This window comes from Nostoc sp. C052, assembly GCF_013393905.1.
Taxonomy (GTDB): Bacteria; Cyanobacteriota; Cyanobacteriia; order Cyanobacteriales; family Nostocaceae; genus Nostoc.
Genome location: NZ_CP040272.1, coordinates 1,105,887 through 1,117,845, shown reverse-complemented (window position 1 = coordinate 1,117,845; position 11,959 = coordinate 1,105,887). Strand labels below are relative to the sequence as shown.

Annotated in this window: 10 protein-coding genes; 7 read left to right on the top strand and 3 right to left on the bottom strand. The window is 38.5% G+C overall.

Annotated elements, in window-relative coordinates; genetic code table 11:
• Nucleotides 1-2: 2 nt before the first annotated feature.
• From csm5 to FD723_RS04725, 5 genes are all read left to right on the top strand, one after another.
• Nucleotides 3-1,283: a type III-A CRISPR-associated RAMP protein Csm5 gene (csm5, locus tag FD723_RS04745; protein ID WP_179064305.1), complete on the top strand. Its 1,281-nt coding sequence runs from the start codon at nt 3-5 to the stop codon at nt 1,281-1,283.
• Nucleotides 1,284-1,288: 5 nt separating this feature from the next.
• Nucleotides 1,289-2,047, top strand: coding sequence for a CRISPR system precrRNA processing endoribonuclease RAMP protein Cas6 (gene cas6 / locus FD723_RS04740; protein ID WP_179064304.1), 759 nt, complete (start codon nt 1,289-1,291; stop codon nt 2,045-2,047).
• 403 nt (nt 2,048-2,450) lie between these two features.
• A complete protein-coding gene (cas6, locus tag FD723_RS04735; RefSeq protein ID WP_179064303.1) occupies nt 2,451-3,602 on the top strand; it encodes a CRISPR-associated endoribonuclease Cas6 in 1,152 nt (383 codons plus the stop codon).
• A gap of 170 nt (nt 3,603-3,772) precedes the next feature.
• Entirely contained in the window at nt 3,773-5,356 is a 1,584-nt protein-coding gene (locus tag FD723_RS04730) for a mechanosensitive ion channel family protein (protein ID WP_179064302.1), read from the top strand.
• Between the two features lie 304 nt (nt 5,357-5,660).
• The gene (locus tag FD723_RS04725; RefSeq protein WP_179064301.1) at nt 5,661-7,316 is read left to right on the top strand and encodes a mechanosensitive ion channel family protein; all 1,656 of its coding nucleotides are present in this window, start codon (nt 5,661-5,663) and stop codon (nt 7,314-7,316) included.
• Between the two features lie 306 nt (nt 7,317-7,622).
• On the opposite strand, the gene FD723_RS04720 is transcribed toward FD723_RS04725, so the two are convergent.
• Nucleotides 7,623-8,564: an N-acetylmuramoyl-L-alanine amidase gene (locus tag FD723_RS04720; protein ID WP_179064300.1), complete on the bottom strand. Its 942-nt coding sequence runs from the start codon at nt 8,562-8,564 to the stop codon at nt 7,623-7,625.
• 339 nt (nt 8,565-8,903) lie between these two features.
• Here FD723_RS04720 and FD723_RS04715 point away from each other — a divergent pair, with 339 nt between their 5' ends.
• Together FD723_RS04715 and FD723_RS04710 are read left to right on the top strand one after the other, a co-directional pair.
• Nucleotides 8,904-9,230 (top strand): hypothetical protein, encoded by a 327-nt coding sequence (locus tag FD723_RS04715; RefSeq protein WP_179064299.1) that lies wholly within the window; start codon nt 8,904-8,906, stop codon nt 9,228-9,230.
• Complete coding sequence (locus FD723_RS04710) at nt 9,202-9,396, top strand: hypothetical protein (protein ID WP_179064298.1); 195 nt, start codon at nt 9,202-9,204, stop codon at nt 9,394-9,396. Before FD723_RS04715 ends, FD723_RS04710 begins: the two co-directional genes overlap by 29 nt.
• Nucleotides 9,397-9,575: 179 nt before the next feature.
• Here the strand turns inward: FD723_RS04710 and FD723_RS04705 are convergent, their stop codons facing one another.
• A complete protein-coding gene (locus tag FD723_RS04705) occupies nt 9,576-10,601 on the bottom strand; it encodes a diguanylate cyclase (RefSeq protein WP_179064297.1) in 1,026 nt (341 codons plus the stop codon).
• 1,010 nt (nt 10,602-11,611) lie between these two features.
• The gene (locus FD723_RS04700; RefSeq protein ID WP_179064296.1) at nt 11,612-11,812 is read right to left on the bottom strand and encodes a heavy-metal-associated domain-containing protein; all 201 of its coding nucleotides are present in this window, start codon (nt 11,810-11,812) and stop codon (nt 11,612-11,614) included.
• Nucleotides 11,813-11,959 lie beyond the last annotated feature (147 nt).

The window sequence follows — 11,959 nt, the reverse complement described above, 5'->3', positions numbered from 1 at the left end:
CAATGACATTTTCTCCTGAATTTGCTCTTAAGAAACCTGATTTCTATCAATCCAAAAGAATACAGTTGACTAGTCCTATTTTACATATAGGCTCATCTGTATCGAGATTGAATCCTTTTGAATATGTGCAGACAGATAAAAAAGTCTATCTTCCTAATCAAGAAGCCTTGGCAAAAGCTTTGATTAAACAAGGAGGAAGATTTTTAGATGACTATATTCAAGCAATTGAAGAACGTGAAGACATCAGCAGACTTTTAAAACAAGCTTTTGGCTTCGAGTGGTGGAATATAAGTGTAGATGGATGTCAAGCTTTCCCCAAAGAAGCCATCAGCCAAAAGTTGACAGGGGAGAACATTACAGATTTGCGTCCCATGATTCGTAATGGCATGGGTCAATTATTTATCCCTGGTTCTTCGATTAAAGGAGCAATTAGAACTGCTATAGCATATCATTTACTTAAACATGGCGATCGCTATCAAGTAGCTTCATCAAAGCAGGTTAGCGAAATTGAGAAAACTTTGAGACAAAAACTAGGACAAATTAACCAATATCAGCACAAATTTTTAGATGATGAGCTATTCATGGATAGTTTATTCTCAGAATTTAGTCTGACATATCAAGAGAGAAATTTCTCAGGTAAAGGGCCAAATACAGATTTTTTAAGGGCGCTCAAAATCACCGATTCAGAACCACTTCTAGAAAGCAAAATTAGAACTAAGAAAGGTCAAGAAATTCCTGTTAATCTACCTGTTGTAGCTGAGGTAATAGTTTCTAGCAGATTCCCTGACTACTTAGCCAAATATAAAGCGTCTATTTATGCCGAAATGGTACGGAATGTTCAAACAGAATTTACTCTGACTTTAGATACAGAAATGCTTTTATGGTTTAAACATAAACAGGGAATGAAATTACCCTTTAGTAATATAGATGAACTATTACAAATATGTCAGGAATTCACCCAAGAACAATGGGATTATGAACATGATTACTGGGAAGAAATTAAGAACAATCCTAGAGCATCAGGTAAAAATTTAGATTTTAATCATATCCGCGAATTTTATGAACCAGAAAAATCTCCCTATAGTCAGAGATTGGGGTGGGGTAGTGGGATGACTGGAACTACTATAAATTTGCTGCTAGACGATGAACTACGAGAAGATATCCGCGATACTTGTGGTTTAAAAGCACCTGGTTTTGAAGCACCAAAATCTAGGCGGACTGTAATGAATCCCAATGGTGAAATCAAATTTGTACCTGGATGGGTTAAGTTCAAGAATTCATAATACTAATGTTAATTCATTCTAACTGGACATTAAGTGTATCTGAACCCACAATTTTACCTCGTTCATATACATTAGAACTAGTTAAGCAACTACATCAACAGCTAGGTTTAGAAATCGGAACTGAGTCGATTCCTTCTGTTTCGCATTCAGGAATAATTGGTTTGTATTCTGTTTCTAGAGAATTTTTGACCTTTCATCCAGAGGAGTTTTATAAACTATCTCTGTGTGGATTGCAAAATATTTCAGCAAAAGCGATTTCTCAGTTCAATCTCTCAGCATCTCTAGAGTTTCTGGGAGCAAAATTTAATGTCATTAACCGCGAAGACGAAATTACTAGTTATGAAGAACTCTACACAACTTTGGTGGCAAATGAACCAGAACCAATAAAACGATTTGATTTGCAATTTATCACTCCCACTACTTTTGCTCACGGTGGAGCGAATTTACCTCTACCTATACCCTCATTAATGTTCCGTAGTTGGTTAGAACGTTGGAATCATTTTGCACCTGTTTATTTGGGAAGTGATGAATTAATTGCTTATCTTAGTAATGCAATTTTACTCAAAAATCACAAAATTCAAACGCGAAGCTGGCAATTACACAAAGGCTATGTGAATGGATTTGTCGGCAATGTTACGTTACAAGTTTTCAATCGTGCTGACCCCTTGCTGGCGAATGTGGCTAATTTATTAGTTCAATATGCGCGGTTTGCAGGTACGGGGATGAAAACACGGTTGGGTATGGGACAGACATTAATAAAATAAATCAAAATAGTCATGAAAAAAATTATCACTTTTCTGGGACTGAATGCAAAAGAAACTGAATCTAACTAAGCACCTTCTTTCACACCATTTACAACCAAAAACACAGGTTCAGGATGGTTTATTGTCAGATATCGCCTTTAAATTTAGGCAGAATTGAAGCCGCGATCGCACAGTTTAAATATCGCTAAATTGGAAATTGAGCAACTGTATAAATTTTCTTCAGGATAGCTAGATAAATTATTTTCTGCTGTCAATTATGTATTTCAACAGTGTGAATTGCAGCTAAATAATCTGGTCACTGCTTAACTAATCTTCGGAAGAGGGCAAAAAGAGATAACCTTATTCCCCTCAAGGGGACGGAAAATGATTACAATATTTGACATCGTTTGCATAACATCCCACGATGGCAAGAGCAGCTACATCCACCAGGCGCAAAACTGAGCCACAGCCAGAATTTCCCCCTTCCCTTCCTACCTGGGGAGATGACACGGAACTGCTAGGATTGGTGTTTGACCTTGAGCCAAGCACTTCCACTTCCCTCTACTCCCAGTACACAATTGGACTCCATGCCTGGTTTCTCGACCAAGTAAGGCAATTTAACCCAGAACTTTCTGCATATCTCCATGATGGAGAGTCAGAAAAGCCCTTCAATATTTCGGCGCTGGAAGGTCAACTCCTCGCTAGTGGAAGACAACTGCAATTAGAAGCCAAGCAAATTTACCACTGGCATATCAATGCTTTATCTCCAAGAGTGGTGCAGTTTCTCAAACAATGGTTAACCCAACTGCCTCAAATCCTCGACTTGAGAGGCGCTCCTCTGCACATCAAACAGGTGAGTATCGCTCATTCACCCACAACTTACAGGCAATTATTGCAGTCCATACCAGAGAAACCCTCTAATATCAACTTCAGCTTTGTCTCGCCTACCAGCTTTCGCCGCAAAGGTCATCATTTTCCCCTGCCAGTGCCACTTAATCTCTTTCACAGCTACCTACGCCGCTGGAATGACTTTTCAGGAATCCCAATCGAACAAGAACCTTTTCTCGATTGGATAGATGAAGGGGTAATTATCCATCAGCATCGCTTGGAGTCGGTGAAGGTAGCAGCCGGAAAACGGGGTTCGGTGACTGGGTTCACAGGGGTAATGTCCTGTGGTTTGAGTAAGGCTGCTTTAACAAACTCTGAGTTTACCCAATTGTTTTATGCTTTGGCACGCCTTTCTCCTTACTGCGGTACGGGACACAAGACTACTTTTGGACTGGGACAAACTCGCTTAGATTGGGTGAAACCAGAAGTAAATTTACCTACTCAGGTGCTAACAAATCTGCTGGGAGAACGCATTGATGAATTGACAGCACTATTCACCGCACAACGAAAACGCACAGGGGGCGATCGCACTGATAAAATTGCTTCTACTTGGGCCACTATCCTAGCACGCCGAGAAATGGGAGAATCATTGCAGGTGATATCCCAAGATTTAGAGATGCCCTACGCTACTGTGAAAACTTACGTAAAGTTAGCTCGGCGGGCACTCAAGGATAATGTCGATAAATGAAAGGGATTGGGGATTAGAGAGAATAATTAATAACCAATGTCCAATGCCCTTTTATTCTGTACCGAAGTTTACTTGGGCAAAATACAAACGATACAATTCACCCGAAAAGTTAACGCGTCAATAGATTTTGAGAATACAACCGTTAAATTAATTCAGTTTTATACCCACACATGAACATATTAATTATTTTGGCTGAAGTCAGCCTTGTAATCTTTGTTTTTTTATTACTGAACTGGCTTGTAAGTAAGTTATTCAAGCTATTTACTAAGACCTCTATACTAAAAAGTGAAAATAGAAGTATCAAAACCCTCCGTCGGAACATCACAGGGTTATTGTTGCTTGCTTGTTTGGTGTTGTGTATTCTGATTGTGGGCGCTAATGGTTATCTAGTTTATCGTGGCGAAAACCTTCAGCAATACACACTCTTATTGATTGAGCGTATTCCATCAGGATTTTGGGTGACATTAGGAATTGGCATAGTTCAAAGTATTGGCACTTTTATTTTAGTGGCGATCGCACTGAAATTCCTGAAATATTGGCTGAAAGTGGCGAGTAATCGCGCCAAGAACTTAGAAAAAAATACTGCCGACGATGAAAGCATTGATGCTTTCTTTAACGCCCTTTATCACAGAATCAGCGGTGGAACCTGGCTATGGGCTGTCATTTTGTGTGCCCAGTTTCTTAAATTACCAGCAACGGTTTCGGAATATCTATACATTGGGCTACGGATTTATCTAATTGTTGCCATTGGATTGCTGATACTTAAAGGAGTCGCTGCGATCGTTGATAGTCTAGATGCTCTCAGCATTAGATACTCCAACCCTGATAACCTTCTGAGATTTTACGATCGCCTCCGACACCTGATACCCTTTTTAAAGCGGTGTTTAGAATTTGTGATTTATGTCTGCATGGCAACATTGGTAATTCAGCAAGTGCAGCTAATTGCCAATATCGCAATTTTTGGCCAGCGAATTATCAAAATCATCGGCATCATCTTCATTAGTCGTGTGTTGTTTGAGATTGTTTACTTACTGATTGAAGAGGTGCTGTTCAAAGAACAAAATCTGACTGAGATTCAAAGAAGTAGACGCCTGACACTTGTTCCTCTGTTTCGTAGTTTTTTACAATACTTAATTTACTTCGGTGCTACGGTTTTCATTTTGTATACTGTAGACATCGATCCAACTCCGATACTTGCCGGTGCTGGAATTGTGGGGATAGCTGTGGGTTTAGGGGCACAAACACTAATTAACGATATTGTCTGCGGCTTCTTTATTCTGTTTGAAAACTATTATTTAGTGGGTGACTATATTGAGGCTGGAAAAGTCGAAGAGAAAGTTGTCGAAGGTATCGTCGAGGCGATTGAACTGAGAACCACTCGTATCAGACATCCCAATGGCCAATTGCAGATTATTCGCAATGGGGATATTGGCTCAATTACTAATTACTCTAAACAGTATATCTTTGCAGTCGTAGAAGTTGGTGTGCCTCATGATTCCAACTTAGCCCATGTGTACAAAGTGATTGAGGAGGTAGGACAGCAGTTAAAAGCAGGCGATCCAGATGTACTCGAAGGCACACAGGTGGATGGAGTCGAAAGTCTCGGAGAGTCTAACTTGTTGCTACGGACATTAACAAAGGTAAAACCAGGAAAACATCTTCAGATTCAGCGTGTTCTGCGAAAGATTTTTACAGATACCCTACTGCAAGAAGGAATTGTTATTCCCGTTCGTGCTGAAAGTGCCGAAGGTTAGGGAACTCCAAGAAATAAATTATCCAATATTGTGTGTGGGGTGGGCGATACAAGATCCCAGTCCATAAGGTGGGCAAGATGCCCACTCCACAAAAGTTAATTGAATATTTTTTTATTTGTCAGTCCCTTAATTTTGCATTTTCCTTATTGAAGGAAGCAGGAGGCAGAAGGTTTTTTCACTTATAAGATTCAAACCTCTCCTGCATTCAATTTGAAATTTTGGATTTTTCCTGAAATCTAAAATCCAAAATTCAAAATCTAAAATTTCTAAAGTGACTTATTAGCAATACTTGAAATAGACACCAATGAATTATACCCTCATCGCCCAAGCGGCAAAATCAGCATCAAAAACTTCCGTAGTACCACCACCTCAGACTTTACCAACAGGCGCGCAAATTAGTTCTTTCTTTTATACATTTGGTGCATCCATAGTTGTTGCTTTTATAATTTACATATTACTGTTTTATATATTGCGATCGTTTTTTCGTCGCGCCGAAAAAGATACAGCCCTGTTTATTTTGGGGATCTTACAAATCCCTGTGATCGCTATTTTTATCATTACCAGTCTAAAACTCTCACTTAGTCAATTAGGATCGGGCAAAATTATTAATTGGATCGATCGAGGACTCACGGCTTTTCTAATTGCTGCTTTTACTTATGGCATCACTTTGTTGTTTACAGAAGCAGGAGTCTACTACTTAAAAGACTACGCCCGGAAAACGGAGGCTGTTTGGGATGATGTATTAATTCCACTACTACAAAATTTTATCCCAGTCATCACTTACCTAATTGGAATATCTCTATTTTTCAGCACTATTGGGATTGATTTAACAGGAATTGGGTTAGCAATAGGGAGTATTACTGTAGTCTTAGGTTTGGCAGTAAAAGATATTTTAAGCGATTTTTTTAGTGGGCTAGTTTTGTTAGTTGATACACCTTTTAGATTTGGAGATGTCATATCCATGCCAGATGGTTCAATTGCAATTATTAAACACATTGGCATCCGGGTGACAAAACTATATCTGATTAACGAGCATTGCGAAGTATATACACCAAATACAACTTTAGGAGGTCAAAATATAGTCAATCTCAGTCGTCCTACAACTCACTATGCTTATACAATTCAAGTTTCAGTGAGAGTTGATGCTGATGCAGTGGTAGCTACAAAAATTCTGCAACAAATTATTCTCGGTCATCCAGACACATTGGGTAATCTTGATGAAAAACTTGAACATTTAGATAGTTTTGCGGCATTGAGAGAAGCAGAGGGCGATCATCTGTCAAAAAAAGAAGCTGGACGGCTGCGTTTATTAGTTGAAAAAGATGTGAACAGCCAACTGCAAAAAGTTGAACAAGCATTTGAAGATTTAGTTAGGGAAATTAAGAAACTAGAAAAAGGTGGATTGAATTCAGAAGAACTGAAAACTCTCCAGAAAAACTATCTAGAAATATTGAACACTATCGGGCTAGTAGTCATCACAGAATATAAAGGAAAACGTCTGCGATCGCACCTAGAAGAACAAGAACAGACTGAGAAAAAAACTTTGATTTGCTTGATTCGCCAATGGTATCAAGCTTGGTTAAAAGATCCTGATTTAGTAATTGAAGATCAACATCTTTTGCCAGATGAATGGGAACAAAAAATTGAACTTCTGAAAATTAAACTGAATAAATTATTTCAGAAACTCTCAAATCCTGGAGTAGATGAAACCAGGTTAGACGATTACTCTTTAAAATTGGTCGAATGGCTACATGATAGTTTTAAAGAATCTAATACTGCTTGGAAAGAACCACAAGTTCAGCTAACTGACATCCAAGGCGCTGCTATGCAATTTTCTGTACGGTTCTATGTTGATAATATTCAGTTAGAACACTGGCGGCGTGGAAACCGCGTTCAAAATGAGGTGCGTCGAGAGATGGTACGGAGGTTGAGACAAGCTTATATCTATACACTAGGATAGAAGTAGGATTCGTGCCGATTTTTTTGAAAGCTAGCAAAAATTGTGTCCATTCATACAACAAAACAGTAACGATTGTTATAGTCTTAAAAAGCCCTTTACTTTTATACTTTTGGCGAAACTTCACCGCCAAAAAAGCACCAGAGCGATAGGAAATTACTTATGACCAAATGCGATTGATACTTATCAAACGCCAACTTGGTTAAGTTGAACATATTCCTGTCAGCAGCATAAGTGACTCCTACGCCCTGGTTATCTCTTTTAATTATTTTAGGTCAACAGCTTCAGGCGATCGCACAAATAATCAGTCTAACCAATTAATTTCTGCCAGCTAGCAGGCCCAATAATGCCATCGGCATCTAAACCATTTTGCTTTTGAAAGTTCTTCACTATAACCTCTGTTTGTGGGCCATAGACACCATCATTGTCAACACCTAAACGGTATTGCAAGTATCTGACAACTGCACCACCAGCATGGTTTGGTCTAATAATTCGTTTTGCCAAAATTATATTTATGGCATTCCATGTAGTTGTGTCAGCAATTCCAGTCGGCTGAACTGCGATAATAGTCTGGAATTTTTCTACAGCAGATTTGGTGTTACCCCCAGTGAAGCCATCCTCTACTAACGCCTTACCATTTTTATCGGTTATTTTGAGTTGATTTAAGGCTTTTTGCAATCTGAGGATAGTCTCATCTACATCATTTTCTTGATCTTGTACGGGTTTAACAGGAACGCTTGACACTTTCCCAGTTAAGCCTTTGACGATTGCATTAGCCATTGCTTCAGGATCAAAAAGATTCATATCTTTTTGCGAATCGATGAAGCAACCTTCTACAAGAATTGCAGGCATATCTGTATTTTTCAGGACATACAAGTGGGAACCACTCTTAACCCCACGATTAAAAAACCCTAATTTGACGATTTCATCTAATACAGGTTTAGCGATTTTGTTACCTGTATCACTAGTTGCAAATACTTCTGTGCCGTTAGCTTGCCCGTTAAAGCAGTTAAAATGAATCGAGACGTAAATATCTACTCTACTCGAATTAGCTGTAGAACATCTTTTTGAGAGCGATTCTGTTACTGTACGAGCGCTACTTGGTCTACATACTACGACTTCGTTACCCAAAGCTCTTAACTTGGCTATAACTCTATTACCTACATCTAGAGTTAAATTATCCTCAAATTTAATCCCTCTGGCTCCTGTGTCTGGTGGACAATTGTGCCCGCTATCAATTCCAAATTTCATGATTTTATCCTCAACTTACTTATTTTTACACTAGTCCAAAACTCTTCTAATTATAGAGACAAAGTTTTGTTAATAAATCTGTTGAAGCACTTGTTAGCAATGACTGCATTATTTTAAGCATTACTACGGTGGTAAACAAAATAAGTTTTTGCACGAACCTGAACAGTAAGTTTTATGTCTAAAATCCACTAATTACAAGGTATATTGTAAGCAAAAACACAACTATTATAAGTTATCAAAATCGGAAATAACAAGTTGATTTTCGCAATAAATTGAAATGCGGCAATTGTCTCCGTTATTCAGATAATAACGCTTTGTAAAAGTAGAAAGCTATGACAGGTGTACCTAGTACTGCAAGGCGGAAGTCAAAAGTCAAAAGAGTTGTATTCCAAGCTATTGCGCCGTTTGAAATGGTATGTTTATAGCGGTTCTCGTTTACGTGAGTTACAGGACTGTCCCCGCATTTCTCACAAGCTTGAAATGCAGAGGTGCAAGGTTTTGAGAGATGTGGTGAGAAATCCGGGTGTCCATTGGTGTCAACTTAACGTTTTGACAACGGGTACAGTTGAGCTTGAGGATAAAGGAGTATTTCTTCAGAGACATCAACATGGAGCCGATGGCACTGAGTTTTGGGATAATGCTGGGATTTCTCCAACAAGCGGCTAAAATCAAAGACCCAAGGCTTACCAGTAATGCGACACGCTACAGCATCAAAGATACTGTGCTGGCGGCTTTCTCAGTATTTTTCATGCAGTGCGAATCGTTTTTGGAACACCAGTGTCAATACATAGCCGTTGTGGGCAAGATCAGCGAAGAAGCTTGTTTGGTTTGAACCAAATTCTGACAACACCGCAAAGAGGGCAACATTCTGGATAAGATTACAGCAAGCGAATTATTTCGTATGTTCACCTGGATTTACCGTAGATTGCAGAGGGATGGGTATTTAAAACCCGATCATTATCTGGGTGGGCATCTGTTAGTAGCCTTAGATGGCACTCAGCACTCCTGAACTCACGAAGAAACAGCTTTCAAATGTGAGGTATGATGGGATAAGTAGTTAGAGTCAATAACCCGATTACGCCCAGAAGTTTTAGCCTGTAACAGACATTGATCGGCACGATATAGCAGACTCTCTCCTCGATCGTCATCCTCAGCTTGTAGAGAGGCTGTGCCTAGACTAATGGTGATATTAATTGTCAGTTTACTGTTGAGTGCAAATGGTTCGTCGCTGACTACGCGATTGAGACGACGAGCTACTAATAGTGCTTCATCATCGCTAGTGTTAGCCAGAAGAACCACAAATTCTTCGCCACCATAGCGGAATGCTGTGTCTTGACAACGCAGATTGTGGCGCAAGCGCTGACATAATATTTGCAAAATGCGATCGCCTACTAAATGCCCATGAGTATCGTTAACTTTCTTAAAATGATCTACATCCAGAATAATCAAACTCAAGGAAGTTTTTTGAGTCCTCGCTCTTTGAATTTGTCTGGGTAAGTCCCATTCTAAAGCCCGACGATTATTTAATTCCGTCAACGAATCTGCTAGGGCGATCGCAGATAGCATATCATTTGTCCGAATCAAATCTCTATATTTTTGGGCTTTCCGTAAGCCAACTGTCAATTGAGCAAGTATTAGGCCATGATTGGCAGTCAACTCTGCCAAGCTATGGTCTGTTTTATCTTCAATCAGATGCCAAATATAAGCATCGGCTCCTTGCTTTAGTGCCGCAGCACTCATCTCTAATTCCCGATGCCAACCTTTGTTTCGATCAATAAGCTGCTGGGAACGATCCTCGAAGAGAATACAGTATATCCATGAAAGTTTTGTCTGATCTTTCAACCAATTACACAATTCCATACTGTCATCTAAGCTAGCCTGCACCAGTATGACATCAGGAGGCGTCATTTTAATTCGCGACACTGCCTGATTCAAATTGTCCATAATTTCTACATTAAAAGCAGTCGCATAACGGATCTGATCTGGAAGTGTAGCGATAAAGTTATTTTTTCCAAAGACCAGAATAGAAATATTCATTGGTTTATTTTTTATCCTATTTAAATTTTCAATAGATTAACTTGAGTAACTTACTATTTTGCTTGCCTAATACTAAATATGATGTTTCAGGCTAAGTTATATTTTTTGATATATGATTTTCTGAACGCCGATTTTACAGTATTTTTCCAAGCTTAATCTCCTTGTAAGGCTATGTTTTTACTATTACAGTTTCGGAAATATTCTCTTATGACAACTAATGTCTTCTTTACAGTTTGTTTTTAAAACAGTAGAAATACTGAATATTATTTTGAGGTATAAAACCTATTTCTGTAGTTTCTCAAGTGCTATTTTCCTGAGAAAAATACCAAAATAAATAGTTCATAATAACCGTTACATCAGGTAGTTAAATTTCTTCTCAGGTAGAAAAATAAAGAAATTATAAAGTTTTTTCATTGAAGTATCAAAGCCAGAATTTTTTCATTGAATTACAAATGTTATTTCCCATAAATTACCTCAGCCTTTTTCTTGAAGAAATAGGCTTTGAGCGAGTATTAAGATAGGAGTTGAATTACAAAAAAAATGTAAATCAAATAGACAGCAGAACTAACTCCTGCTCTGGAGAGTAGCTTTGCGGGACTAACATGCCCTAAAATTACAGACTGAATTTTTAGGGTAAAAATTCACAATGAAAAGAGATTGTGAACTCAAGTTGCACGATGTTTTAGCAGGAGAAAGAAAATATCTCTGCCTATGTGTTATCTGTGTTTGTTTATTTACTTACAGCTATTTTCAGGTAAATAGACCATGCGGTAGGGGCACAGCAATGCTGTGTCCTTACGACAGATGTGGTTCAAATACATGAAAACTGCTGTAATTCACATTTTTTATTTTCTGCAACATCATAAATCTGGAAAAAAAGGATAAATAAAAAACTTGTGGGTAAATTGGTTACATTCTGCCCATAGAGAGGGCAGACTAAACAAAAAAAATTTTATTAGCGTCGCCTGAGATATTAAAATCTAAACCTCTGCTAAATAGTTAGAACCCGATCAATAACCTTCAATCGCGTAACCAGCAGCAACAATTACCTGTTTGATTGACTCCTCGGAAGCTGTGGATTCCACCGTGACAGTTTTAGCGTTAACATCCACATCCACCTTGGCATCAGGTTCCATAACATGGATGGACTCAGTAATTGTGTCTGCACATCCCTCACAAGCAATATTTGATACTTTCAGTTTTAGTGCCATTTGTTACCTCAGTATGGGAAATTTAAAGTATTTCTTAAGGATTAATATTAACTATATAAATCCAATTTGTGCATCCCACTAGAGTCAGGTTATGCTGTAAAAGCATCCTAATCACTGTATTTTGCTTACTGACTGGCAAAATTCACT